A 25,098-nucleotide genomic window follows, 5' to 3' on the forward strand; every position below is an offset into this window, starting at 1 on the left:
AATTCCTGAGAACGGCTATTGCGGTGTCACCACGCAATAGCTATTTGCGAACGCCGGAGGCCTGAGCACGTTCCAACACGCTTCTGGCATGGTTGATAATGGGTCCGTCAATCATTTTTCCATTCAGGGAAATGACGCCCAGACCGGCACGTTCGCCCTCTTCGGCGGCGTTGATCACCAGATGGGAATAGTCCACTTCATCCTGCGTCGGGGCATAAGCGTTATGCAGTAACTCAATCTGGCGCGGATTAATGAGGGATTTACCGTTGAAGCCCAGCTTGCGGATCAATTCAACTTCTTTTAGGAAGCCAGCATCGTCGTTAACGTTGGGGTAGACCACATCGAAGGCGTCGATACCGGCAGCGCGAGCCGCATGCAGCACCGCGCAGCGGGCATAAAACAGTTCTGTGCCATCACCGCGTTCCGTCTGCATATCCATCACATAGTCAAATGCGGCCAGCGCAATCCCGATCATGCGTTCAGAAGAGCGTGCAATGGCAACGGCGTTAATCACACCCACCGCAGACTCAATCGCCGCCATAATGCGGGTAGAACCGACTTCACGACCGCAGGCCTTTTCGATACGCACCAAATGGTGTTCCAGTTCATTCACATCGTCAGTGGAATCGGTTTTTGGCAGACGAATCACATCAGCACCACCGCGTACGGCCGCTTCAAGATCCAGCAGGCCAAACGGCGTACTGAGCTGGTTGATACGCACCACGGTTTCAATATCACGGTACATCGGATGCTGGAGCGCATGGAAAACCAGCAGGCGCGCGGTATCTTTCTCCCGCAGGGATACCGCATCTTCCAGATCGAACATAATGGAGTCAGGTTTATAGATGAACGCATTGGACAACATGGCGGCGTTTGCGCCTGGGAGGAATAACATACTGCGGCGAAGCTTATTCATTATAATATCTCCCATTCTATCTGCTGTCCGTCTGTGGCGCGCAATACCGCACTTTGCACGCGAGCGCGGATGACACAATCCAATGCGCCTTTGTCATCCACAATGATGGTCCCTTCCTCTACACCCAGCGCTTTCAGCGTGTCATCCACGACTTGTTTAATTTGATGACCGAACTGCTTAATGACTTCGCTGTTGATAACCACGGTGAGCTTCCCCTCTGCCGGTGCCACTTTGACCAGCAAATCGCTGGACTCAAAGGTGCCCGCCAGGGACTCCTTAACAATCTTCATAGATTTATCCTGATTAATTTTAATTATGCGTACTCGGGTTCGTAATAGTGCTGTAAATGCTCAAAGGTTGAGGGTGGCACGATGTCCCGAATATGGCTGTACTGCCGGAGTTTGAGTAATTTCCTGACTTCTGAGGCGGAAATGGCTAATCCTGAGGGTTGCCGTTTCCGCTCAATTTCAATCACGCTGAGCGCCGGGGAAGACACCGTCTGGTCTTTCTCCAGCCAGTAGTGCATATCCTGATTGTACTGATACGTCACCGGGCAAAAGGGTTCTGTGCCGACGAAGCGCTGGGTAATACCGAGTGCTGGCGCGATGTATTTCCTGAAAATGATCAAATCCAGTGCCGCATGAGCGCGGGTTATGAGTTTCTCTTCCTTCAGGAAATAACCGGGGAACGTGGCTTTAGAGATCATGTAGTTCGAACCGGTATGTACCGTCAGATTCTGAATATGCTCCACACCGCGCTGCACCATCTTCAGACGCTCGCTAAACGGGAAAAAAGAAACGTCTTCCCGTACCACGAATACGTGCAGCCAATCGCACGACTGCGCCGCATGTTCCGCCAGGTAACGGTGGCCTAACGTGAAAGGATTCGCGTTCATGACAATCGCACCGATCTTTTTCTCTGCCTGCGTCGCGAGCACGTCGGGCTGCGCAAACGTCGCCAAAGACTGACAATATTGCTGAATGCCAATCGGTGTGTTTTCCATCAGCACCGCACTGTCCTGATAGCACACCAGCGGGTAAAAACCACATCCCCGGAAGACGTCGACATTTTCCGGTCGGGTATAGAGAAACAGGTGAAACAAGCCGCGCTGCGCCGCCTGTTGCATCACTTCATTCACTACCTGCACGCCAAGATTGAGGTGTCTGAATTCAGGATCGACCGCAACGCACTTAATGGTGTTGGAGGCAAGACCCGCACAGGCGATCAATCGCCCGCCCCGTTTACCCACAACAACGATGTCAATATCGTCATCCATGCCGAGCTGGCAGTGCGCAAGGAACTGTCGTACTCCGTCCCTCTCCTGTTCCCGAAGGCGCACATCCAGCGTGTCAAAAAAGACGGAATCATTGGCATACATCACGGTTCTTCCTGCGACTCGAATTAGTTAGGACATTCATTGCAGGCGTGCCGGTTTTCACACCAGCACGCCAGGCACCTGAACTTAGTGCACAGCGACTTCGGCAACAGTCGGAACCGATTTCACTGGCACCGCAGCATCCACTATTGTGTTACGCAAGTGGCCAATGTTTTCGATTTCAACTTCAATACAGTCACCTGCGTTCATAAACAGCGGCGGATTGCGTTTTTTACCCACGCCGCCCGGCGAGCCCGTGATGATCACATCGCCCGCACTCAGTTCGGTGAAGGTACTGATGTATTCAATCAATTCAGCGACTTTGTGAATCATGCTGCTGGTATTGTCATCCTGTACCATGCGGCCATTCAGATACGTGCGGATTGCCAGCACATGCGGATCGGGAATTTCATCCGTGGTGGTTAAGCAGGGGCCGAACGCACCGGTTTTCTGCCAGTTTTTGCCCGCGGTAAACCAGCTATGCTGCCAGTCACGCGCAGAGCCATCCATGTAGCAGCTGTAGCCTGCGACATGAGAGAGCGCGACATCCCGAGAAATATGTTGCCCACCTTTACCGATAATGACCGCCAGTTCCCCTTCATAATCAAATTCGCTGGAATAATGCGGTTTGATAACGGGTGTCGCGTGTCCAGTTTGTGAATCCGCAAAACGCACAAATAATGTTGGCGCAGGATTCAGTTCATTAAATTCCTGACGCTTAGCGGCATAGTTCATACCTACGCACAATATTTTCCCTGGTGTGGTAATAACCGGTAGGAATGTCACATCTGCAACTGGGATATCCGACACATTCGTACTAAATTCATGTGCAACAGGTAACGCATTCTGCGCCAGCAATGTTTTCAGATCGGGGTAAAGGTGGCCAATTTTACTGCCGAGATCGATTAACCCCGTTGCCGTATAAATGCCGTAACTGTCCTTACCGTTATAACGATAGCTTGCAAGTTTCATAATATTTCCTGTGCAAAATAAACCTACGTGTAATAGCGGTTTTATTTCGTTAACTCATGTGAGTTTTCAATGCCGTCTGTCTCGAAACATTATTTCTTTAGCTCAGACTCTTTTTATTTCCTCAATGACATCAGACTAAAAAGTTGGCGAGTATCAGTAGTGAAATCGAAACATTAATCGCACCGCCGATACGTGTGGCAATCTGCGCAAATGGCATCAACACCATGCGGTTACCTGCTGTCAGAATTGCGACATCACCAGTACCACCCTGCCCACTCTGGCAGCAGGAAATAATGGCAACATCAATCGGGTGCATGCCGATCTTTTTACCGACAAAGAAGCCAGTCGCAACCAACGTCACAACAGTAGAAATAATCACCAGCAGGTTTTGAATCGTAAAGGCATTCACCAATTCCTGCCACGGCGTAATTGCCACGCCAACAGCAAACAGAATCGGGTACGTTACCGACGTTTGGAAGAACTTATAAACGACCTGGGAACCTTCCAGCATTTTCGGTGAAACACCGTGAGCCAATTTCACCAACACAGCGGCAAACAGCATCCCAACTGGTGCAGGCAGGCCAATCACTTTGTGGCCCAGCATACCGATCATGTACAGCAGGATGGCAAGCAGCGCGCCAGAAGCAATGGTCGTCACATCGGCTTTACCGCTAAAGGCAGAAGCAGGTGCGCTGCTCTCACCGTTGCCCAGACTATTACCTTTATTCGGCATCAACTCACCTTCACCAGTCAGGTGTGGATAGCGTTTACCCAACTGATTCAGAATACCGGCAATGATGATCGCCGTCAGGCTACCCAACATCACGATAGGTAATACGCGCCCCAGAGCGACACCTTGATCCATATGCAGAATCGCGGCATAGCCGATAGACAGCGGGATTGCACCTTCACCCACCCCACCAGCCATAATAGGCAGAATCAGGAAGAAGAATATTTGGAACGGGTCCAGGCCTAGCGCAATACCCACGCCCATACCCACCAGCATTCCCGCAACTTCACCACACAACATAGGGAAAAAAATACGCAGGAAACCCTGAATCAGCGTCTGCCGATTCATGCTCATTATGCTGCCGACAATAATACAGCAGATATAGAGATACAGAATGTTGGTACTTTTGTAGAACTTGGTCGTGGATTCAACAACAACGTCTGGTAGCAGGCCATAATGCACCATCGCCGAAGGGATAAAGGTTGCACAGATTGCCGCCGCCCCCATCTTGCCGATAATCGGTAAACGCTTGCCAAATTCACCACAGGCAAACCCGAAGAATGCCAGCGTTGCCACCATGACAACGATGTCACTTGGCAGTTTGCCATTCAGGCAGTCGATACCAATTAATACCCCTGCCAGCACAAACAGCGGCACGGGAATAATACCGACTTTATAGGTATCCAGAATGTGCCACCATTTCTCTTTTAATGAAACCTTCCCAGCCGTTTCATTATTTACAACAATATATGAATCATCAGTCGTACTCATAACCCAGCCCTCGTTTTATTTTGTCAGCGCATCATAAGGAGCTGGTGAATATTATTATGTGATTACCTTCAAATTAAAAATTGAGTTTTAAAGGCGTTTATGGTTTTTATGGTTTATATTAATAATTTGTTTATTAGATAGGCAGTTAGATGATTTTACACTCACGATAAATTTTAAGGTTTCTATGGTGTTTATGGTTTTTATTTCCTAGATATGATTATGTTGATGAAAAGTAATTAAGTTGTTTATTAAACAAAACAGAGTCGTTTAATTTTATCTATTTATTTCTATCGCCTTATTGGTAACAACATATTTAAACGTGTTATTGCTCACAAGTCTTTTTATCTCAGTCCATTCTTAATAGCATTCATGATAAATTCAGTCACTTTTTAGTTAACCCACAGGCTCACGTGTATCATGAGATTGAGACTTTCCTTTCATATCAAATTATTTATCTATTTGATCGTCTTCTTCTCTTCGCTACTGCTAATGACGGGTATCTATTATTATCATGATATCGATAAACAGCTCTATTCGGAATTGGGTACACGAGCACAGGTGCAGGCCAGAGAGATCGCCATCATTCCAACCTTGGTTGAATCGGTGAAAAATAGAAATATCAAACAGATATATACCCTCGCCCAGCAATTAAAACAGCGCAGCGATGCAAGTTATATCGTGATCGGTGATAATCAAGCGCGCCACCTGTTTCATTCTGAGTATGCGGAAAATGATCAACTCGTCGGCACACAGATGGTCGGTGGAGACAATTTCGACGTATTAGCGGGAAAAAGCGCTATCACCGTGCGCCACGGCAGCATCGGCGTCTCACTACGCAGTAAAGCACCCATTATTGCTGATGGTCAGGTGATCGGTATTGTCTCCGTGGGCTATCTGAAAACTCACATCGATAGCCTAACGTTTAGTAAACTGGCGCGTATTCTGCTGGCCATTCTGGCGATGTTTGTCGCACTGTTTGTTTTCTCCTGGTGGTTCTCACGTAATCTGAAAAAACAGATGTTTGGCCTCGAACCCCTTGAGATCCGCATGCTGGTCAGGCAGCAGAAAGCATTACTCGAATCGATCTACGAAGGGGTCATCGCGATCGACAAACAGCACCGCATTGCCGCCATTAACCATGCTGCCAAAGAGATCCTCGGACTGAGCGCCCCTTCTCATCTATTACGTGGGAAACCTGTCGATGACGTCATTAAACCCGTGCCCTTCTTTTCTGGCGAAGCGATGTGGAGCAGCGATACCCACGATGAAGTCTGTCGTTTTAACCACGCCACGGTGATTGCCAGCCGGGTACGAATTATGCTGGAAGATGAGCTTCAAGGCTGGGTGATCAGCTTCCGCAGTAAAAACGACATTCATACGCTCAGCATGCAGCTCAGCCAGGTGAAACGCTACGCTAACAGCCTGCGCATTCTGCGGCATGAGCAGTTGAACTGGACCGCAACGCTGGCCGGACTATTGCACTTAAAACGCTACGACGAAGCCATCAAATATATTGAGGCACAGTCAGAAAGCGCACAGGTGGTGCTGGACTTTGTTTCCCGTCGTTTCTGTTCGCCCGCGCTGTGCGGGCTGCTGCTGGGCAAGTACGCGACAGCGCGGGAAAAAGGCATTGAGATTGTTTTCGACTCACGCTGCCAGCTCACCCATATTCCTGCCGCACTGAGTGAAACGGAGCTGATGTCCATTATTGGTAATTTGCTGGATAACGCGATGGAAGCCACATTGGCCATGATTACGCCGCATTATCCTGTCGAAGTGTACATTTATGACAGCGAACAAGAGCTGGTTATTGAAGTCGCCGATCAGGGAACAGGGATCGAGCCGGCGATTGCCGATAGCCTGTTTGAAATGGGCGTGACCAGTAAAACACAAGGCGATCACGGGCTAGGACTGCATCTGGTCGCCAGCTACGTTAATCAGGCCCGGGGAATCATTGAAGTTTCGGCCAACCAGCCGAATGGCAGCATATTTTCCCTATTTATACCGCTAGATCCTAAATAATTCGCGTTGCCGTAGATTAGGCAGATCGCAGTATAACGGGCGCTATATTTTACTTATCTTTCAGATACTAACAGGGATTCATACCATGCAGCACACTGAACATTTCGATGTTTTAATCGTTGAAGATGAAAGTAAGCTGGCAAATATTCATGCTGAATTTATTGAAAAAAACTTCAATCTGCATGTCGTCGGCATTGCCGCTACGCTTTTTGAAGCCAAAAAGCTCCTTCAGCAGCATAAACCGCGTCTTATCCTGCTTGATAACTATTTGCCCGATGGTGAAGGGGTTTCGCTGATTGAAAGCCAATTACTCAAAGGAATGGACTGTTCCGTCATTTTTATTACCGCCGCCAGCGATATGAATACTTGCGCTCAGGCGATTCGCTGCGGGGCTTTTGACTACATAATCAAACCACTCTCTTACCCACGACTGCGTTCTTCGCTGGAGCGCTTTATTCAATTTGTAAAGACCCAGCACACATACAAAGTTGTCGATCAGCAGAATGTCGATATTCTCTATCAGTTGCAATCGTCTGGCGCGGTCCCCTCCGCCTCCACAAAAGGTATTGAGGAGAACACGCTGGGATTGATCAAACAGATTTTTGCCAATGATAGCGACGAGACACTGTATTCCGTCGACGATATCGTCGAAAAGACAGGACTCAGTAAAACCACGGCGCGCCGCTATCTTGAATTCTGCGTCGAGAACCAGTTCCTCGATATCGAAATGCGTTACGGCAAAATTGGTCATCCGCGTCGGTTATACCGCACAAAGATCGCCAACTAGGTGAGGCAACCACTCAGCGATGTGTTTCTGGCAACGAGTGCACGTACAAAATGAGGAATAGCAAACATCCACCCGCACCAAAATAAACGCCGGGTGCCAGTTAGACAACATAGTCACATTTGGCCTTTTAGCCCTGATATTGTGTCAGGGCTGGCACCAATACGTTAGTGATATTTAGCCAACAAATAAATCGTTAAATAATCAGTAAGCTACGTTATTTTGGCAGTATTTACATAAAAAACTATGCATTTGCACAGTCCATCTTGATGCTCATCACAGAACGTTATTATCCCCGACGTTGACACTAACATAGGGATAACAAAGCCCGATAACTCCTAGTAGGTAAAAGTGTAATCGTAGTCATTTTTTTACTAAAAAGCGTCATACATGGAGAGTTATAATGCAGCATCTTGCTAGTCGAATTCGTAACACAAAAATTGCACATAAACTGTATGCGGGATTTGGCATTATTTTATTACTCGTGATTATTGCCTCATCGCTTAGTATGAACAGATTCATTGCTATTCGAGATATTTATGAGAAAACGAATCTTATTTATAGCGTAAACATTGAGGTCTTTCAGGCAAAGATAAATCGTGTTAAATATTTCTACGCACCCGATGAAAATACAAAAAATATTCTGGCTAAATTTGTTAAAAGCGCCACGGACTTAACAGACAGTGCAAAAGCGCTGGCCTGGAGCACCGATGAATTAGGCCACATCAACAGCTTAAAAGAAAATTTAGAAGGTTTTCAGACAGCAGTCTCCGCCATGTCCGTTGCAACACAAAAAGCGGTTGAGATTCAGGGGAAAGTGAATCAACTGCACACGCAAGCTACATTAGAGCGTATAGCTCAGACCATTCATAACACCAGCGCATTCCCCGATAATGAGGCTTATTACGCTATTAGCAAACAGGCTTTCTTGTTAAGTGAAGTGCAAAAGCTGAGTTATGAGCTGCAAATAACAAAAGATGAGAAAACATTAACTGCGCTGAATGCGCGTTATGCAGAGACGGAATCAGCCTACCAGGCATTACCGATTTTACCTGCCGACCTGAAAGATCTGGCTGATGCATTACGAAACAACATTAAACAATACCAACAGCTTAATGCTGACTATTACACCGCTTTCGATGACGTGAAAAAAGCAGAATATCTGGTCATGAGAGCAGGAACAAAAAGCAGCTCGGACATCAACGCGCTCACTGCCATTATCAAGGCGAAAAACGATGAATTAGCCTATAACTCTGCCACCATCACGATGATTATCGGCCTCATTGCCGTCATTATCGGTATCATCATTTCAATCTATATTACCCGGATTATCACCAGACCCATCATCCATAACCTTGCGCTGGCAGAACGCATTGCCAGTGGCGACCTAACCACGACGATTCATACCGATCGCCACGATGAACTGGGAAGGCTCACCCACGCAATGGGGACAATGAATGAACAGTTACGCCACGTTATTTCCGAAGTACGGGACAGCGTAGGCAGCGTCAGCCAATCGGCAAGTAAAATTGCCACAGGCAATAGCGATCTGTCGTCACGCACCGAGCAACAGTCGGCGGCAGTCGTTGAAACCGCGGCCAGTATGGAAGAACTCACCTCAACGGTGAAAAACAACGCCGACAATGCCAAGCATGCCAGCCAGATCGCAGCCGATGCTTCCAAAAATGCGCTTAAAGGCGGCGAGGTCGTGAAACAGGTGGTGACGACGATGGACAATATCGCAGCCAGTTCCAGGAAAATTGCCGATATCACCACAGTCATCAATAGCATTGCCTTCCAGACCAACATTCTGGCGCTGAACGCCGCAGTTGAAGCCGCTCGCGCTGGTGAACAAGGTCGTGGTTTTGCTGTGGTCGCAGGCGAAGTACGCAGTTTATCGCAGCGCAGCTCTCAGGCAGCCAAAGACATCGAAGCACTGATATCAGAATCGGTCGAACGCACCAATGCGGGTAGCCATCTTGTTGCCGTTGCCGGAGAAACCATGGAGCAAATCGTCGATTCCGTTTCCCGCGTGAACGACATTATGGGGGAAATTTCATCCGCTTCTGAGGAACAGAGCCGGGGTATTGGGCAAATCGCGCAGGCTATCAGCGAGCTCGACACCACCACACAGCAAAACGCCTCGCTGGTGATGGAATCCTCTATTTCCGCCAATTCGCTGGAAGAGCAGGCCGTGCTGTTAGAAAGATTACTTGAGCACTTCCGCGTGTCTCAATCCGACAATCGCGCAGCCTCACTCGCGTCACCTGCAACGCCACGCCACGCGTTGCCAAAACGCGTGTCAACGACAGACAAAAAAACGCCTTCATCAGAAAGCGACTGGACATCCTTCTAACGCCTCCCGCCCGGATAGCCTCGCGCATCCGGGCGCATCACAACGCGAGTTCTTAACGCGGTAAACACTCATTCAGCGGCATCGTTGAAGGATTAGGATACTGATAGTCAAACCCAAGCTCATGACAGATACGCTGCCCATCAACAATCCTACCCTGCGAGCTATCGGTCACCGGTGCAAACTGCGGCGGAGATACCTGTAATCTGCGTGCCTGTTCAGGATAAAAGTCCAGTCTGGCAGGATGTTCCGGCGCGCACAGGTTATAGACATGCCCTCCGTTCGGTAGCTTAAGCAGCAATAGGATCGCCGACAGCACATCCTCCTGATGGACCAGATTCACACCATGATTGCCGCGCGGCAGGTTGATTTTTCCGGCCAGGAAACGTCCAGGGTGGCGATCGCCACCGACCAGTCCCGCAAGGCGCAAGATATCCACGGAGATATCCGGTAAATGTTGCAACCACTGTTCAAGGGACACCAGCGTCTTACCTGCTACCGTCGTCGGCTGTAGCGGAGAGGTTTCTCTTACTGTACCGCTGCCGTCGCCATATACCGAGGTGGAACTGGTAAAGATGATACGCGGAACATGATACACCCGCGCCATATTCACCAACTGCTGTACCGCTTGCGCATACCCCTCGCCCCCTTCCGCCGTTCGGCTGGCGGGTAGCGTCACAATTAATACGTCAACCTGTAGTAATGCGCCAAGCTCGTCAGCGTCACATTCCAGTTCAGGCGTCAGAGCCAATTGATAGCATTCAATCCCGCTCATCCGCGCGGCTTCAACGCCATCAGACGTAGTTTTCGATCCCACCACATGGTAACCGTGCCCATTCAACGCCAGAGCCAATGGCATACCTAGCCAACCCAATCCCACAATCGATACTTTTTTCATCTGCGGCTCTTCTCTCTATGGCATATCATCTCATATTAGGTTGCTCTGGCATTTTCAGATAGAAGCGTTAACGACACACGCCAGACGATCGCATTCTGCATACACACCTTATTTAGTGAGATGATGGCAATGTTTAATGAAAAAAGGAATAACAGATTGAAACAGAATCCTATCGGGGCGATATCCGTTTAAAACGCAAATGTTGAGGCAATACTGAAAGCACTGCCCCAACGTGCATATAAACGAGACTACCTACTAATACATTGATATATTCATAGTAAATTCATACGGTTGACTATATCTGGGGTAAATACTAATAGAACAATAGGCATTCGGCGTTATTTTTTCTGCTGATGAGCTAAAAGTAGGGCCAGTACTATTTAATACATATCCGGCGGTAAATTTACATATTTCACCACTGGTGTTCCGGTACGTCACACTTGTAGAATATTGGCTATAGGCATTATACATCGGAAAACTGCCGTTTTGAGTCGCGCCTTTCCCGACGAAATCAGGAAATGTCGCATTCCATTCCTGAGCAACTTTTGTTAGCGCTTCTCCACCATAGACCGAGTATTTAATTTCTGCTTTTCTTGTTGTTGCTGCGGTAGCATCGGCCACCACGACCATAGCTGGCAGAACCAGCACCCCACCTAACAACCAGAAACGTAGATGATTTTTCATTTTTATCTCCTTGTATTTATTATCGACTGTGCTTTTTACGATTGATTACAGAGCGGAAAAAAAATTCAGCTCTGCGCCATCCAATAAAAAATTACTCTGCTATGTAAATCATGCTATTTATTGCAGGTATTTCATCATTTGACTTTATAGCGAAAAAAAGTGTCAGCGAAGATTGAGATTGCCAACTAAAGTTTCCGTCTGCATTTTTCACTGCTGCCAACAAATCATACGCAATATCTGGTTTAAGATTGTCATATTTTAATCCTTGATATGTTTTTTCCGTCTTTGATTCCATTTCCGTGAGTTCAAATTCATTGAGGTCAATAGCGTTTTGGGTGATGCCCTTCGCAGATTTTTCAGCATCACTCATTCCTGATATTAAGATGAGTTTAGATTTCAATGCGACAATGTCATCACCGTCTAACCCCATCGATGTTGCTGAATAAACAGAATTTTCAAATGAATTATCTTGTTTCCCTAGCTGAAGATAAGCGGCATAACGCTCCGATGTCGTAAAGGAGCCAGACTCATCATAGGCGATTGCCGATAGCGTTTTTCTCTCAACACCTTCAAAGGGATTACGCCCGCTCTCACCAGAAGCGACATAATCCGCCGCTTGTTTGGCCAAGGCTAATCGGGCTTCATCATCACTTTTCGGGCTATCCTTTAGATAATCTGCCTCCGCGTTTCCCTTACCATTTGCGACAATCTCCCAGATTTCTTTAATTCCTTTTTTATTCATGCCATCAATACTTTCAACCGTATTAGTTTGAATGCTTGTGATTAGGTTTTTATATATTGATTCATCCGATAGTGACACTTTTACGCCAATACCACCTTGATTGGAAGAAATAACCTGACTTAGATTAAAAGAACGACTAACATTTGCATTAAAGTATTGACTCCTTGCACGTTGCAGCATCGTAAATAAACTTATATTACCGATACCATTCATGTAACACTCCATTATTTCGTGTTAAGACGTAAAACAGATATAGGCATCATCTCTCTCGCCGAAGGTAATTTTCTGGCTAGTCAGATTCATTTTCTGCGAAGTTTCTCTTTCTTTTTCACGGCACGAGTCCCATAATTGGCATCGTCTTAAGGGCTGACACTTCGCGTTGTTGAAAATAAATACACTCCGTCATGAACCTCAATTTATTTTAAGGATATGATTTCACCGCTGAGTTTGGGTTAGCGATAAATGGCACGTAGCAACATTGGGATTCGATTACCTCTAAAATCTAAAACATACTACGACCAACCAAATAGAAATCAAATATTTTCCGATAAAAAAATAAAATGATATATAGAGAAACATAAAACCTTCATTATTTTATAATGATTACCAGTCATCGTTAATCGATATTTAATTGAGTCACAAAAAATCATATAAAATAATATTTATTAGCATGAATATATTTTCAATGTGTTAGAGCCAGCGACACACCGAGCCATCCCAATCCCACAGTCGATACCTTTTTCCTCTGCCGTTCTCTCTTGCAAGGGATCTGTGATTAACACCTACACCTACACCTACACCTACACCTACAGAGTAAACGGCTTTTATGCCCGTCTTGACGGAGTCGACCCGATTTCAACAGGTTTTCAGCCTATCAAGAGCCGATATCCAACGTGATTATGCTGGTGATACTACCAACCAAAACGAACTTCCCAGAACTGCTAAAAAAATGTTGCACAACAGCCCGCACATGGTTTAGGTTATTCGGCAGACAAACCGATATTCGTTTAATAAATACTGACACAACAAAGAGACATCTTATGACACGCGTTCTGTTTAACCACCATCATCACCATCATCCTGATTAGTCTTTCGGGCAGTTGGTGCTGGAAGACGTTCAGATCTTCCAGTGGCGCAGAACACAAAGAGAGCCCTCGGAAGATCATCTTCCGAGGGTTTTTTTATGCGCGCTCTATTTCCAAAAATTTAAATTTGACAGGTTAATGAGGTTTCCATGCTGGATAAAACACGTTTACGGATAGCAATGCAGAAGTCAGGCCGCCTGAGCGACGATTCACGCGAGCTGCTGGCACGCTGCGGTATCAAAATCAACTTACAGCAACAGCGCCTGATCGCGTTCGCAGAAAATATGCCGATTGATATCCTGCGCGTGCGTGATGACGATATCCCTGGTCTGGTGATGGATGGCGTGGTCGACCTGGGTATCATCGGTGAAAATGTGCTGGAAGAAGAGTTGTTAAATCGTCGTGCACAGGGCGAAGATCCACGTTATTTCACGCTGCGCCGGCTGGACTTTGGCGGTTGCCGCCTGTCGCTGGCGATGCCGCTGGATGAGGCTTATACCGGCCCTGAATGCCTGCAAAACAAACGTATCGCCACCTCATATCCTCACCTGCTCAAACAATACCTCGACAGAAAATCTGTCAATTTCAAATCCTGTCTGCTTAACGGTTCCGTCGAAGTGGCACCGCGTGCGGGTCTGGCCGATGCCATCTGCGATTTGGTATCAACCGGCGCCACTCTGGAAGCCAACGGCCTGCGCGAAGTCGAAGTCATTTACCGCTCCAAAGCCTGTCTGATTCAACGCGACGGCGAAATGCCGGCCGAGAAACAGCAACTGATCGATAAATTACTGACCCGCATGCAAGGCGTGATTCAGGCGCGTGAATCCAAATACATTATGCTGCACGCGCCCAGCGAACGTTTGGAAGAAGTCATTGCCCTGCTGCCAGGTGCCGAACGCCCAACCATCCTGCCACTGGCTGGCGATCAAAGCCGTGTTGCAATGCACATGGTCAGCAGCGAAACGCTGTTCTGGGAAACCATGGAAAAGCTGAAATCGTTAGGCGCCAGCTCTATTCTGGTCCTACCTATTGAAAAAATGATGGAGTGATAGCGATGGCTGACAACACCAAAAGCATCGGCAGTTTCAGCACGATCGTTGACTGGCAGCGCTGTTCAGCAGAAGAGCAGCGTCAGTTGCTGACACGTCCGGCCATTTCCGCCTCAGACCGCATTAGCGCCGTCGTGAGTGATATTCTGGCAAACGTAAAAAGCCGCGGTGATAGCGCGTTACGCGACTACAGTGCACAGTTCGATAAGGTTCAGGTAAATACGATTCGCGTCACCGAGGCCGAGATTGCCGCTGCCTCCGCCCGTCTGGGCGATGACGTCAAACAGGCGATGGCGATCGCCGTACGTAACATTGAGACATTCCACAACGCGCAAAAACTGCCGATTGTCGATATCGAAACGCAGCCAGGCGTACGTTGCCAGCAGCTCACTCGTCCTATCGCGACTGTCGGCCTGTATATTCCGGGGGGGTCGGCTCCGCTGCCGTCAACCGTGCTGATGCTGGGAACACCTTCACGCATCGCTGGTTGCGGTCGTGTGGTGCTGTGTTCACCGCCGCCGATTGCCGATGAAATACTGTACGCTGCACAGCTGTGCGGCATTAAAGAAGTCTTTCAGCTTGGTGGCGCGCAAGCGATTGCTGCGATGGCATTTGGCACCGATAGTGTGCCGAAAGTGGACAAAATTTTTGGCCCCGGCAATGCGTACGTCACGGAAGCCAAGCGTCAGGTCAGCCAGCAGCTTGACGGCGCAGCGATTGATATGCCCGCCGGCCCATCCGAAGTGTTGGTGATCGCCGACAGCGGTGCGACGCCAGCGTTTGTCGCCTCCGACCTGCTGTCGCAGGCAGAGCACGGTCCAGATTCACAGGTCATTCTGCTTACACCAGACGCGACAATGGCAAAAGCCGTGTCGGATGCCGTTGAAGAGCAGCTCACCCTGCTGTCTCGTGCAGACATCGCACGTCAGGCGCTAGCCAGCAGCCGCGTCATCGTCGCGCGTGATTTGGCGCAGTGTGTTGAAATCAGCAATCAATATGGCCCAGAGCACCTGATCATCCAAACACGCGATGCCGAATCACTGGTTGATAACATCACCAGCGCCGGCTCCGTATTTCTGGGCGACTGGTCACCGGAGTCCGCTGGCGACTACGCCTCTGGTACTAACCACGTTCTGCCGACCTATGGTTATACCTCGACGTATTCAAGCTTGGGGCTGGCCGATTTCCAGAAGCGCATGACCGTACAGCAGCTCACACCGCAGGGGTTACTGCAATTGGCACCGACAATCGAAACCTTGGCACAGGCCGAACAGCTGACCGCCCACAAAAACGCCGTTACCCTGCGTGTTGCAGCACTGAAGGAGCAAGCATGAGCAGCATTGAAGAACTGGCACGTGCAAATGTCCGTGCGTTGACCCCATATCAATCTGCCCGTCGTCTGGGCGGTAACGGTGATGTCTGGCTGAATGCCAATGAATATCCTGAAGCACCGGAATTTCAGTTAACGTTGCAAACGTTGAACCGCTATCCAGAATGTCAGCCGGTACTGGTCATCAACCGCTACGCCGAGTATGCGGGTGTTCAGCCGGAACAGGTTCTGGTCAGCCGCGGTGCCGACGAAGGTATCGAGCTGCTGATCCGCGCGTTCTGCGAACCGGGGAAAGATGCCATCCTGTTCTGTCCACCAACCTACGGCATGTACGCCGTCAGCGCCGAAACATTTGGTGTGGAACGCCGCACGGCGGCAAGCAAATCAGACTGGCAGTTGGATCTTGAGGCAATTGAGGCACAGTTGGATGGCACCAAAGTCATTTACGTATGCAGCCCGAATAATCCGACCGGCAACCTGATTGCACGGGAAGATTTACGTCAATTACTCACATTAGCACAGGGAAAAGCGCTGGTCGTTATCGATGAAGCCTATATTGAATTCTGTCCGCAGGCGACAACCGCTGACTGGTTGGACGAGTTTCCTCATTTAGTGATTCTGCGTACCTTGTCCAAAGCCTTTTCACTCGCCGGGTTGCGCTGTGGCTTTACGCTGGCAAACCCTGAAGTGATTCAACTCCTTCTTAAAGTCATTGCCCCTTATCCGCTGTCCACCCCGGTAGCGGATATCGCCGCGCAGGCGCTGAGCCACGAAGGGATCGCCAAAATGAAGGCGAATGTTGCAGAGGTTACCGCCAATCGCCGCTGGTTAAGCGATACCCTGAAAAATATTCCCTGCATTGAAGAGGTATTCCACAGCGAGAGTAATTACTTGCTGGTGCGCTTTACCGCCTCTCCTGCGGTATTTAAAACGCTGTGGGATCAGGGCATTATTCTACGTGACCAAAACAAGCAACCCAGCCTCGCAGGCTGTTTGCGCATTACTATCGGCAACCGCTACGAATGTGAACGCGTTGTTGCTGCATTACAATCATTGCCGGGCATCAACGCTTAATTTTAAGGAGCTCACGTGGGCCAGAAATACCTCTTTATCGACCGTGACGGAACATTAATTGCTGAACCACCTGAGGATTTTCAGGTTGACCGTCTGGATAAACTGGCGCTGGAACCAGATGTCATTCCCTCGCTGTTGGCGCTGCAAAAGGCTGGTTATACGCTGGTGATGATTACGAATCAGGATGGGCTGGGCACCGAGAGCTTTCCGCAGGAAACTTTCGATCCGCCGCACAATCTGATGATGCAAATTCTGACATCTCAGGGCATCAATTTTGAGCAAGTGCTGATTTGCCCGCATTTGCCCGCAGATAACTGTACCTGCCGCAAGCCAAAAACCGAACTGGTGACCGCCTATTTGAACAACGGCCTGATGGATGTGGCGAATAGCTACGTCATCGGCGACCGCCAGACCGATATCCAACTGGCGCAAAATATGGGCATCACGGGCCTGCTCTACCAGCGTGGCGGGCTGAACTGGCAAGCGATCACCAACCAGTTGACCAAGCGTAACCGCCATGCGCACGTCAACCGCGTCACGCGTGAAACCGCGATTGATGTGAACGTCTGGCTGGATCAGGAAGGCGGCAGCAAAATTAACACCGGCGTCGGTTTCTTCGATCACATGCTGGATCAAATCGCCACGCACGGCGGTTTCCGCATGAACATTGAAGTGAAAGGCGATCTGTACATTGACGATCACCACACGGTAGAAGATACCGGTTTAGCACTGGGCGAAGCCCTGAATAAAGCATTGGGCGACAAACGCGGGATTGGCCGTTTTGGTTTCGTTCTGCCGATGGATGAGTGCCTGGCACGCTGTGCGTTGGATATTTCAGGGCGTCCGCATCTGGAATATAAAGCAGAGTTCAGCTACCAGCGCGTTGGCGATCTGAGTACGGAAATGGTTGAACACTTCTTCCGTTCACTGTCTTATTCAATGGCCTGTACGCTGCACCTGAAAACCAAAGGGCGCAACGATCATCACCGTGTGGAAAGCCTGTTTAAAGTCTTCGGACGCACGCTGCGTCAGGCAATTCGCGTTGAGGGTGATACGCTGCCGAGTTCGAAAGGAGTGCTCTGATGAAGGTCGTCATTCTTGATACTGGCTGCGCTAACCTCTCTTCGGTGACCTACGCCGTGCAGCGGTTGGGGTATACGCCCGTTGTGAGCCGTGAGGCCGAGATTGTCCTGCAAGCGGATAAGTTATTTCTGCCAGGCGTTGGCACTGCGCAGGCGGCAATGAATCAACTGGAAGAGCGTGACCTGATTGCGTTGATCAAGGCCTGTACCCAGCCCGTTCTCGGTATTTGCCTCGGCATGCAGTTGCTGGGCACAAACAGCGACGAAAACGGTGGCATCCCCACGCTGGGGATTGTCGATGCTCCCGTGAAAAAGATGATTGATCACGGCTTGCCGCTGCCGCATATGGGCTGGAATCAGGTGACGCCGAAAGCAGGGCATCGTTTGTTCCGTGATATCGATGACGGCGCTTATTTCTATTTTGTTCACAGCTACGCCATGCCGGTCTGCGGAAACACGATTGCACAAGCCAACTACGGCGAAGCCTTCACCGCTGCGCTGGAGAAAGATAATTTCTTTGGCGTGCAGTTCCACCCTGAGCGTTCTGGTGCTGCGGGCGCGCAGTTGCTGAAAAATTTTCTGGAGATGTAGAGCGTCATGATTATTCCCGCATTAGATCTGATCGATGGACAGGTTGTCCGCCTGCATCAGGGTGATTATGGCCAACAGCGCCAATACGGCAGCGATCCGCTCCCCCGTTTACAGGATTACCAGCAACAAGGGGCTGGCGTGCTGCATTTAGTGGATTTGACCGGAGCAAAAGATCCATCCGCCCGCCAGATTCCCCTATTAACAACACTGTTAGCTGGCGTTAGCGTACCCGTTCAGATTGGCGGCGGTATCCGCACTGAGCAGGACGTAGAAGCGTTACTAAAAGCCGGTGCCAGCCGTGTCGTCATCGGTTCCACCGCAGTTAAGCAGCCAGAACTCGTCCAACAATGGTTCACTCGCTACGGCGCAGAAGCGCTGGTATTGGCGCTGGACGTGCGTATCGATGCCAACGGCACCAAGTTCGTCGCCATCAGCGGCTGGCAGGAAAATTCGGACGCTACGCTTGAGCAGGTCGTCGAACAATATTTGCCCTTCGGTCTGAAACACGTTCTATGCACCGATATTTCCCGTGACGGCACGCTGAGCGGCTCCAACGTCGAGCTCTATCGTGAAATCAGCCAACGCTACCCGCAGATTGCCTTTCAGGCATCCGGCGGCATCGGTAATCTGACTGATATCGCCAATTTGCGCGGCAGTGGCGTGCAGGGCGTTATCGTGGGACGTGCGCTGTTAGAAGGTAAATTTAATGTCACGGAGGCGATTTCATGCTGGCAAAACGGATAATTCCCTGTCTGGACGTGCGTAACGGTCAGGTCGTCAAAGGCGTTCAGTTCCGCAACCACGAAATCATCGGTGACATCGTGCCGCTAGCGCAGCGCTACGCGCAAGAAGGCGCTGATGAACTGGTGTTTTATGATATCACCGCCTCTTCCGACGGTCGCGTGGTCGACAAAAGCTGGGTATCCCGCGTTGCGGAAGTGATTGATATTCCCTTCTGTGTGGCGGGCGGGATTAAAAGCGTGGAAGAAGCAGGCCAGATTCTCTCTTTCGGCGCAGATAAAATTTCCATCAACTCACCGGCGCTGGCCGACCCTGAGTTAATTACTCGACTGGCCGATCGCTATGGCGTGCAGTGCATCGTCGTTGGGATTGATACCTGGCATGATACTGCTACTGGCCGCTATCATGTAAACCAATATACGGGTGATGAAACGCGAACCAAGGTCACCACCTGGGAAACACTGGACTGGGTACAAGAAGTGCAAAAGCGCGGTGCGGGTGAGATTGTCCTGAACATGATGAATCAGGACGGCGTACGCAACGGCTATGATTTACACCAGTTAAATCTGGTGCGTGATGTCTGCAACGTTCCGCTGATTGCTTCCGGTGGCGCAGGCACCATGGCGCATTTTCTGGATGCGTTCCAAACCGCCCACGTGGATGGCGCGCTGGCAGCATCGGTGTTTCACAAGCAAATTATTAATATTGGCGAACTGAAACAATATCTTAAGCAACAAGGCGTGGAGATTCGAGTGTGTTAAGCAAAGAGTGCTTTCTAAACGACGAACAACGAAACCAACTCGATTGGGAAAAAACGGATGGTATGCTGCCGGTTGTCGTGCAACATGCAGTATCCGGTGAAGTACTGATGCTGGGCTACATGAATCAGGACGCGTTGCAGGCTACCGAAGAGAGCGGCAAGGTTACGTTTTTCTCGCGAACCAAGCAGCGGTTGTGGACGAAAGGCGAATCCTCCGGCCATTTCCTCAATGTCGTTTCTATCACGCCAGACTGCGATAACGACACGTTGCTAATCCTGGCTAATCCTATCGGGCCAACCTGTCATCTGGGCACCAGCAGCTGTTTCTCGCCTGCTGCCAGCGACTGGACATTCCTCTATCAGTTAGAGCAACTGTTGGCCGAGCGCAAGCATGCCGACCCGGATAGCTCTTACACCGCACGCCTATACGCCAGCGGCACTAAGCGCATTGCGCAAAAAGTCGGTGAGGAAGGATTGGAAGCGGCATTAGCGGCAACGGTGCATGACCGTGAAGAGCTGACCAACGAAGCGGCGGATTTAATGTATCACCTGCTGGTGCTGTTACAGGATCAGGATTTAGATCTGGCGACTATCATCAATCGCCTGAAAGAACGTCACAATAAATAAGCCGTTCCCCGCGTTATCAGTAATTGGTAACGCGTTACGCGAAAAGACGATATCGATAAATGTAAAAAAGCACCCAAATGGGTGCTTTTATAAGGCTGGTATCTAGGACTAATAATTAGCCATAAATATTAGCGCGGTCGCGAAGTTCCTTGCCTGGCTTAAAGTGAGGGACGTACTTACCTTCCAGCTCAACTTTATCACCTGTTTTCGGATTACGACCTACACGCGGTGCACGGTAGTGAAGTGAAAAACTGCCAAACCCACGGATTTCAATACGGTCGCCTTCGGCTAACGTAGACGCCATTTGTTCAAGCATTTCTTTCACTGCATCCTCAACCACTTTGGCCGGGATATGAGATTGCTGTCCAGCAAGCCTTTCAATAAGTTCAGACTTGGTCATAGCGCCTCCAAATGCGTGGCTATCAATAGCCAGGATAACTGACTACCGTTACAAGAATGAGCAACTTACATTGCTCATTCTACCGTTGTGATTACTCGCCTTTAGCTGCTTTGAACGCTTCTGCCATCGCGCTGGAGAAATTGTTTTCTTCCGGCTTGTTGTTAACAGTTGCGATTGCATCTTTCTCATCAGCTTCGTCTTTCGCACGGACAGACAGGCTAACAACGCGGTTCTTACGATCAACACCAGTATATTTCGCTTCAACGCTGTCGCCAACGTTCAGTACCAGCGTTGCGTCTTCAACGCGATCGCGAGAGGCTTCAGAAGCACGCAGGTAGCCTTCTACGCCATCCGCTAATTCAACTGTAGCACCTTTGGCGTCAACAGCTGTAACTTTACCAGTAACAATAGCACCTTTCTTGTTAACAGACAGGTAGTTATTGAACGGATCTTCAGCCAGTTGTTTCACGCCCAGAGAGATGCGCTCGCGCTCTGCGTCAACTTGCAGAACAACAGCGGCGATTTCATCACCTTTCTTGTATTCGCGAACGGCTTCTTCGCCAACCACATTCCAGGAGATGTCGGACAGGTGCACCAGACCGTCGATGCCGCCGTCCAGACCGATGAAGATACCGAAGTCAGTGATAGACTTGATTTTACCTTCAACGCGGTCGCCCTTGTTGTGGGTTTCTGCGAACAGCTGCCATGGGTTGGATTTACACTGTTTCAGGCCCAGGGAGATACGACGACGTTCTTCATCGATATCCAGAACCATAACTTCCACTACATCACCAACGTTAACAACTTTGGATGGGTGGATGTTTTTGTTGGTCCAATCCATTTCGGAAACGTGTACCAGACCTTCAACGCCTTCTTCGATTTCAACGAAGCAGCCGTAATCAGTCAGGTTGGTTACGCGGCCAGTCAGACGCGTGCTTTCTGGGTAACGCTTAGCGATAGCGACCCATGGATCTTCGCCCAGCTGTTTCAGACCCAGAGACACACGGGTACGCTCGCGGTCGAATTTCAGCACTTTAACAGTGATTTCGTCGCCCACATTGACGATTTCGCTTGGGTGTTTAACACGTTTCCAAGCCATATCAGTGATATGCAGCAGGCCATCAACGCCGCCCAGATCAACGAATGCACCGTAGTCAGTAAGGTTCTTAACGATACCTTTAACTTCCATGCCTTCCTGCAGGTTTTCCAGCAGTTGATCGCGCTCAGCGCTGTTTTCAGATTCGATAACTGCACGGCGAGAAACAACAACGTTGTTGCGTTTCTGATCCAGCTTGATAACTTTGAACTCAAGCTCTTTGCCTTCCAGATGCAGCGTATCGCGAACCGGACGAACGTCTACCAGAGAACCTGGCAGGAACGCACGAATGCCGTTCAGCTCAACAGTGAAACCGCCTTTAACTTTACCGTTGATAATACCAGTAACCGTTGCAGCTTCTTCGTAAGCTTTTTCCAGCGTCAGCCATGCTTCATGACGTTTAGCTTTTTCGCGAGAAAGCAGCGTTTCACCGAAGCCATCTTCGATAGCGTCCAGAGCAACGTCAACTTCATCACCAACCTGAATTTCCAGTTCGCCCTGTGCGTTCTTGAATTGCTCTACCGGAATGGCAGATTCAGATTTCAGACCGGCGTCAACCAGTACGACATCTTTATCAATAGCAACAACAACACCACGTACGATGGAACCAGGACGGGTTTCGATTTCTTTCAGGGATTCTTCAAAGAGTTGAGCAAAAGATTCAGTCATGTTTGATAATCTTAAGGGTTTCAATTTAACGTCCATCTGGCATCCTGCTCGATGGGGTTGTTTAACATGCCCCGCTGTGCATCCTTACAGCGAGGTAAAAATTCAATTTTCTGTGATTACGCTAAAATTTCGCGGGCATAAGCCAACGCGCGCGCTATCACTTCATCGATCGTCATTTCCGTTGAATCCAGCACCAACGCATCGGCAGCAGGCACTAACGGCGCAACAGGGCGGCTACGATCGCGCTCGTCCCGTTCCTTTATCTCAGATAAAAGACGTTCAAAGTTAACATTAAAGCCCTTTCCCTGCAACTGTAGCATGCGGCGTTGTGCTCGTTCTTCCGCGCTGGCATCCAGGAAAATCTTCACAGGTGCGTCAGGAAAGACCACGGTTCCCATATCACGGCCATCGGCAATCAGCCCCGGTGCCTCACGGAAAGCACGCTGCCGACGTAATAATGCTTCACGAACGCGTGGGAAAGCCGCCGCCTGAGAAGCCGTATTACCTACCGCTTCAGTACGAATTTCGTGGCTAACATCTTCGCCTTCAAGGATAACTTTCAGTTGCCCATCTTCTGCAATAAAACGCACATCAAGATGAGAAGCAAGCGGAACCAGCGCGTCTTCTGAGCTGATATCTACATGGTGGTGTAACGCTGCCAGAGCCAAAACACGATAGATAGCTCCCGAGTCCAGCAGGTTCCATTGTAAAGCCTCAGCCAATGCCTTACACAAAGTACCTTTGCCTGCGCCGCTCGGTCCGTCAACCGTAACTACCGGTGCCATCACCGTCATTTCTCTCTCCTTTAATACTGGGAAGTTCCGCTTACGCCGTTTTATGGCGTTACGGAGCCTTATTATACGCATCAATACAGAGAAAGGTTACCCTAATGCCGGAATGGCGGGAAAATAAGACATTCTCTGAACGTAGTACGCAAGTTCAAAAGAAAAAATAGCGCGTAGAATGGGAGAAAAGGCACGGAAACCGTGCCTTAGAAAGGAATTAAGCAAGCTCGCTGAGACGCGCCAGTTGCTCGAAGTAGTCAGGGAAAGTTTTAGCCGTACATTTCGGGTCGAGAATTGTGACTGGCGTATCCGACAGCGCTACCAGCGAGAAACACATCGCCATACGATGATCGTTATAGGTACCGATTTCTGCCGCTTTCAGTTTCGCAGGCGGCGTAATGCGAATATAGTCGTTACCCTCTTCAACTTCCGCCCCCACTTTACGTAATTCAATCGCCATGGCTGCCAGACGGTCAGTTTCTTTCACGCGCCAGTTATAAATGTTACGCAGCGTGGTCGTACCGCCTTGGGCAAAAAGTGCCGCTGTAGCGATAGTCATTGCAGCATCAGGGATGTGGTTCATATCCATATCGATCGCGCGCAGCTCGCCGCGCTCGCATTCGATATAATCTTCACCCCAGCGCACGGTCGCGCCCATCTTTTCCAGGACATCAGCAAAGCGAATATCACCTTGTACACTATTACGGCCTACGCCAGTCACGCGTACAACACCGCCTTTGATCGCCGCAGCCGCCAGAAAGTAAGAAGCCGACGACGCATCGCCTTCAACCAGATAATCACCCGGTGAGCGGTACTGCTGGCGACCTGTGACAAAGAAGCGCTGGTAATTCTCGTTACGCACCTCAATACCAAACGCTTTCATCATATGCAGCGTGATATCGATATACGGTTTAGAAACCAGATCGCCCTGAATGCTGATTTGCGTATCCTGCACGGCCAGAGGCGCCGTCATCAACAGTGCAGTCAAAAACTGGCTGGATACGCTACCATCTACGCTGATTTCACCGCCCTGAAAACCACCGTGCAGACGAAGCGGTGGGTAGTTCTCCTGCTCCAGATAATCGATTTTTGCCCCCCCCTGGCGTAGTGCATCGACCAGATGCCCGATCGGACGCTCTTTCATTCGAGGTTCGCCTGTGAGCACAATATCGCCAACCGTCAGACACAGAGCCGCAGCCAGCGGGCGCATCGCGGTGCCCGCATTCCCTAAAAACAGCTCCAGCGGTTGTGTTGCCGTAAACGCGCCTCCCAGACCGATAATCTCACAGACAGTTCGGTCAGATGACAGATGATATTCCACGCCTAGCGCCGTTAACGCAGTAAGCATGTGGCGAACATCGTCACTGTCTAACAGATTAGTGAGCCGGGTTTTGCCTTCAGACAAGGCGGCCAGTAACAACGCACGATTAGAGACGCTTTTTGATCCTGGAAGGTTAAGGGTACCGTTAATCAGCTTGATGGGTTGTAGGGTCAGGGATTCCTGCATGTAAAGCCTATTCTTTCAACGTGGACATAAAAACCCCGGAAAGGCCGGGGCTGAT

Annotated in this window: 24 protein-coding genes and 1 other annotated feature; of the genes, 12 read left to right on the top strand and 12 right to left on the bottom strand. The window is 49.5% G+C overall.

Features of this window, described 5'->3' with window-relative positions:
• Window positions 1–40 precede the first annotated feature (40 nt).
• The 5 genes from citE to A6301_RS16500 form a co-directional block, all read right to left on the bottom strand.
• Window positions 41–916 carry a citrate (pro-3S)-lyase subunit beta gene (gene citE, locus A6301_RS16480; RefSeq protein ID WP_107171156.1) on the bottom strand — a complete coding sequence of 292 codons (876 nt, stop codon included), beginning with the start codon at window positions 914–916 and terminating at the stop codon, window positions 41–43.
• Window positions 916–1,206: a citrate lyase acyl carrier protein gene (gene citD, locus A6301_RS16485; RefSeq protein WP_107171157.1), complete on the bottom strand. Its 291-nt coding sequence runs from the start codon at window positions 1,204–1,206 to the stop codon at window positions 916–918. The genes citE and citD overlap by 1 nt, the downstream gene beginning before the upstream one ends.
• Window positions 1,207–1,229: 23 nt before the next feature.
• Window positions 1,230–2,294 (bottom strand): [citrate (pro-3S)-lyase] ligase, encoded by a 1,065-nt coding sequence (gene citC / locus A6301_RS16490; protein ID WP_234258389.1) that lies wholly within the window; start codon window positions 2,292–2,294, stop codon window positions 1,230–1,232.
• 84 nt (window positions 2,295–2,378) lie between these two features.
• On the bottom strand, window positions 2,379–3,263 hold the full coding sequence (locus A6301_RS16495; RefSeq protein ID WP_107171159.1) for a fumarylacetoacetate hydrolase family protein: 885 nt from the start codon (window positions 3,261–3,263) through the stop codon (window positions 2,379–2,381).
• Between the two features lie 130 nt (window positions 3,264–3,393).
• Window positions 3,394–4,764 carry a 2-hydroxycarboxylate transporter family protein gene (locus A6301_RS16500; RefSeq protein ID WP_168444500.1) on the bottom strand — a complete coding sequence of 457 codons (1,371 nt, stop codon included), beginning with the start codon at window positions 4,762–4,764 and terminating at the stop codon, window positions 3,394–3,396.
• A 417-nt stretch (window positions 4,765–5,181) separates the two neighbouring features.
• On the opposite strand from A6301_RS16500, the gene A6301_RS16505 reads away from it, so the two are divergent.
• The 3 genes from A6301_RS16505 (at window position 5,182) to A6301_RS16515 (ending at window position 9,926) form a co-directional block, all read left to right on the top strand.
• A complete protein-coding gene (locus tag A6301_RS16505; RefSeq protein WP_234258283.1) occupies window positions 5,182–6,786 on the top strand; it encodes a sensor histidine kinase in 1,605 nt (534 codons plus the stop codon).
• 85 nt (window positions 6,787–6,871) lie between these two features.
• On the top strand, window positions 6,872–7,573 hold the full coding sequence (locus A6301_RS16510; protein WP_107169732.1) for a response regulator: 702 nt from the start codon (window positions 6,872–6,874) through the stop codon (window positions 7,571–7,573).
• Window positions 7,574–7,973: 400 nt separating this feature from the next.
• Window positions 7,974–9,926, top strand: coding sequence for a methyl-accepting chemotaxis protein (locus tag A6301_RS16515; protein ID WP_234258284.1), 1,953 nt, complete (start codon window positions 7,974–7,976; stop codon window positions 9,924–9,926).
• A 52-nt stretch (window positions 9,927–9,978) separates the two neighbouring features.
• Here A6301_RS16515 and A6301_RS16520 read toward each other — a convergent pair whose 3' ends face one another.
• The 3 genes from A6301_RS16520 to A6301_RS16530 all read right to left on the bottom strand — a co-directional run bounded on the left by A6301_RS16520 (window position 9,979) and on the right by A6301_RS16530 (window position 12,460).
• On the bottom strand, window positions 9,979–10,821 hold the full coding sequence (locus A6301_RS16520) for an SDR family oxidoreductase (RefSeq protein WP_234258285.1): 843 nt from the start codon (window positions 10,819–10,821) through the stop codon (window positions 9,979–9,981).
• Window positions 10,822–11,076: 255 nt separating this feature from the next.
• Window positions 11,077–11,505 (bottom strand): hypothetical protein, encoded by a 429-nt coding sequence (locus tag A6301_RS16525; RefSeq protein WP_234258286.1) that lies wholly within the window; start codon window positions 11,503–11,505, stop codon window positions 11,077–11,079.
• A gap of 91 nt (window positions 11,506–11,596) precedes the next feature.
• Window positions 11,597–12,460: a hypothetical protein gene (locus A6301_RS16530; protein WP_234258287.1), complete on the bottom strand. Its 864-nt coding sequence runs from the start codon at window positions 12,458–12,460 to the stop codon at window positions 11,597–11,599.
• 827 nt (window positions 12,461–13,287) lie between these two features.
• Between A6301_RS16530 and hisL the strand changes: the two genes are divergently transcribed.
• The 9 genes from hisL (at window position 13,288) to hisIE (ending at window position 20,586) form a co-directional block, all read left to right on the top strand.
• Window positions 13,288–13,335, top strand: a complete 48-nt coding sequence (gene hisL, locus A6301_RS16535; RefSeq protein WP_106389040.1) for a his operon leader peptide — start codon at window positions 13,288–13,290, stop codon at window positions 13,333–13,335.
• Window positions 13,311–13,432, top strand: a sequence feature (His leader region). (Overlaps the previous gene by 25 nt.)
• 49 nt (window positions 13,433–13,481) lie before the next feature.
• Window positions 13,482–14,381, top strand: coding sequence for an ATP phosphoribosyltransferase (gene hisG / locus A6301_RS16540; RefSeq protein WP_107169737.1), 900 nt, complete (start codon window positions 13,482–13,484; stop codon window positions 14,379–14,381).
• Window positions 14,382–14,386: 5 nt separating this feature from the next.
• Window positions 14,387–15,715: a histidinol dehydrogenase gene (gene hisD / locus A6301_RS16545; protein ID WP_234258288.1), complete on the top strand. Its 1,329-nt coding sequence runs from the start codon at window positions 14,387–14,389 to the stop codon at window positions 15,713–15,715.
• Complete coding sequence (hisC, locus tag A6301_RS16550; RefSeq protein WP_234258289.1) at window positions 15,712–16,785, top strand: histidinol-phosphate transaminase; 1,074 nt, start codon at window positions 15,712–15,714, stop codon at window positions 16,783–16,785. The genes hisD and hisC overlap by 4 nt, the downstream gene beginning before the upstream one ends.
• Before the next feature lie 15 nt (window positions 16,786–16,800).
• Complete coding sequence (hisB, locus tag A6301_RS16555) at window positions 16,801–17,868, top strand: bifunctional histidinol-phosphatase/imidazoleglycerol-phosphate dehydratase HisB (protein ID WP_215482473.1); 1,068 nt, start codon at window positions 16,801–16,803, stop codon at window positions 17,866–17,868.
• Window positions 17,868–18,458: an imidazole glycerol phosphate synthase subunit HisH gene (gene hisH, locus A6301_RS16560; protein WP_107169741.1), complete on the top strand. Its 591-nt coding sequence runs from the start codon at window positions 17,868–17,870 to the stop codon at window positions 18,456–18,458. Before hisB ends, hisH begins: the two co-directional genes overlap by 1 nt.
• 6 nt (window positions 18,459–18,464) lie before the next feature.
• A complete protein-coding gene (gene hisA / locus A6301_RS16565; RefSeq protein WP_107169742.1) occupies window positions 18,465–19,202 on the top strand; it encodes a 1-(5-phosphoribosyl)-5-[(5-phosphoribosylamino)methylideneamino]imidazole-4-carboxamide isomerase in 738 nt (245 codons plus the stop codon).
• Entirely contained in the window at window positions 19,184–19,960 is a 777-nt protein-coding gene (gene hisF, locus A6301_RS16570) for an imidazole glycerol phosphate synthase subunit HisF (protein ID WP_107169743.1), read from the top strand. The genes hisA and hisF overlap by 19 nt, the downstream gene beginning before the upstream one ends.
• The gene (gene hisIE, locus A6301_RS16575) at window positions 19,954–20,586 is read left to right on the top strand and encodes a bifunctional phosphoribosyl-AMP cyclohydrolase/phosphoribosyl-ATP diphosphatase HisIE (protein WP_107169744.1); all 633 of its coding nucleotides are present in this window, start codon (window positions 19,954–19,956) and stop codon (window positions 20,584–20,586) included. The genes hisF and hisIE overlap by 7 nt, the downstream gene beginning before the upstream one ends.
• A 115-nt stretch (window positions 20,587–20,701) precedes the next feature.
• Here the strand turns inward: hisIE and ihfB are convergent, their stop codons facing one another.
• From ihfB to aroA, 4 genes are all read right to left on the bottom strand, one after another.
• The gene (gene ihfB, locus A6301_RS16580) at window positions 20,702–20,986 is read right to left on the bottom strand and encodes an integration host factor subunit beta (protein WP_005967571.1); all 285 of its coding nucleotides are present in this window, start codon (window positions 20,984–20,986) and stop codon (window positions 20,702–20,704) included.
• 91 nt (window positions 20,987–21,077) lie between these two features.
• On the bottom strand, window positions 21,078–22,751 hold the full coding sequence (gene rpsA, locus A6301_RS16585) for a 30S ribosomal protein S1 (protein ID WP_107169815.1): 1,674 nt from the start codon (window positions 22,749–22,751) through the stop codon (window positions 21,078–21,080).
• A 116-nt stretch (window positions 22,752–22,867) separates the two neighbouring features.
• Window positions 22,868–23,545, bottom strand: a complete 678-nt coding sequence (gene cmk / locus A6301_RS16590) for a (d)CMP kinase (protein WP_107169745.1) — start codon at window positions 23,543–23,545, stop codon at window positions 22,868–22,870.
• 208 nt (window positions 23,546–23,753) lie between these two features.
• Window positions 23,754–25,043: a 3-phosphoshikimate 1-carboxyvinyltransferase gene (gene aroA / locus A6301_RS16595; protein WP_205542199.1), complete on the bottom strand. Its 1,290-nt coding sequence runs from the start codon at window positions 25,041–25,043 to the stop codon at window positions 23,754–23,756.
• Window positions 25,044–25,098: the final 55 nt, after the last annotated feature.

It is taken from the genome of Pectobacterium sp. IFB5596 (assembly GCF_021432585.1).
GTDB classification, from domain to species: Bacteria; Pseudomonadota; Gammaproteobacteria; order Enterobacterales; family Enterobacteriaceae; genus Pectobacterium; species Pectobacterium punjabense.

Bases quoted from the DNA above. Each gene is read 5' to 3' on its own strand.
- citD (WP_107171157.1), bottom strand. From the start codon at position 1,206: ATGAAGATTGTTAAGGAGTCCCTGGCGGGCACCTTTGAGTCCAGCGAT.
- A6301_RS16520 (WP_234258285.1), bottom strand. From the start codon at position 10,821: ATGAAAAAAGTATCGATTGTGGGATTGGGTTGGCTAGGTATGCCATTG.
- A6301_RS16505 (WP_234258283.1), top strand. From the start codon at position 5,182: ATGAGATTGAGACTTTCCTTTCATATCAAATTATTTATCTATTTGATC.
- A6301_RS16510 (WP_107169732.1), top strand. From the start codon at position 6,872: ATGCAGCACACTGAACATTTCGATGTTTTAATCGTTGAAGATGAAAGT.
- ihfB (WP_005967571.1), bottom strand. From the start codon at position 20,986: ATGACCAAGTCTGAACTTATTGAAAGGCTTGCTGGACAGCAATCTCAT.
- citC (WP_234258389.1), bottom strand. From the start codon at position 2,294: ATGTATGCCAATGATTCCGTCTTTTTTGACACGCTGGATGTGCGCCTT.
- hisH (WP_107169741.1), top strand. From the start codon at position 17,868: ATGAAGGTCGTCATTCTTGATACTGGCTGCGCTAACCTCTCTTCGGTG.
- A6301_RS16495 (WP_107171159.1), bottom strand. From the start codon at position 3,263: ATGAAACTTGCAAGCTATCGTTATAACGGTAAGGACAGTTACGGCATT.
- hisA (WP_107169742.1), top strand. From the start codon at position 18,465: ATGATTATTCCCGCATTAGATCTGATCGATGGACAGGTTGTCCGCCTG.
- hisD (WP_234258288.1), top strand. From the start codon at position 14,387: ATGGCTGACAACACCAAAAGCATCGGCAGTTTCAGCACGATCGTTGAC.
- A6301_RS16500 (WP_168444500.1), bottom strand. From the start codon at position 4,764: ATGAGTACGACTGATGATTCATATATTGTTGTAAATAATGAAACGGCT.
- hisF (WP_107169743.1), top strand. From the start codon at position 19,184: ATGCTGGCAAAACGGATAATTCCCTGTCTGGACGTGCGTAACGGTCAG.
- rpsA (WP_107169815.1), bottom strand. From the start codon at position 22,751: ATGACTGAATCTTTTGCTCAACTCTTTGAAGAATCCCTGAAAGAAATC.
- hisC (WP_234258289.1), top strand. From the start codon at position 15,712: ATGAGCAGCATTGAAGAACTGGCACGTGCAAATGTCCGTGCGTTGACC.
- A6301_RS16515 (WP_234258284.1), top strand. From the start codon at position 7,974: ATGCAGCATCTTGCTAGTCGAATTCGTAACACAAAAATTGCACATAAA.
- A6301_RS16525 (WP_234258286.1), bottom strand. From the start codon at position 11,505: ATGAAAAATCATCTACGTTTCTGGTTGTTAGGTGGGGTGCTGGTTCTG.
- A6301_RS16530 (WP_234258287.1), bottom strand. From the start codon at position 12,460: ATGAATGGTATCGGTAATATAAGTTTATTTACGATGCTGCAACGTGCA.
- cmk (WP_107169745.1), bottom strand. From the start codon at position 23,545: ATGACGGTGATGGCACCGGTAGTTACGGTTGACGGACCGAGCGGCGCA.
- hisG (WP_107169737.1), top strand. From the start codon at position 13,482: ATGCTGGATAAAACACGTTTACGGATAGCAATGCAGAAGTCAGGCCGC.
- aroA (WP_205542199.1), bottom strand. From the start codon at position 25,043: ATGCAGGAATCCCTGACCCTACAACCCATCAAGCTGATTAACGGTACC.
- citE (WP_107171156.1), bottom strand. From the start codon at position 916: ATGAATAAGCTTCGCCGCAGTATGTTATTCCTCCCAGGCGCAAACGCC.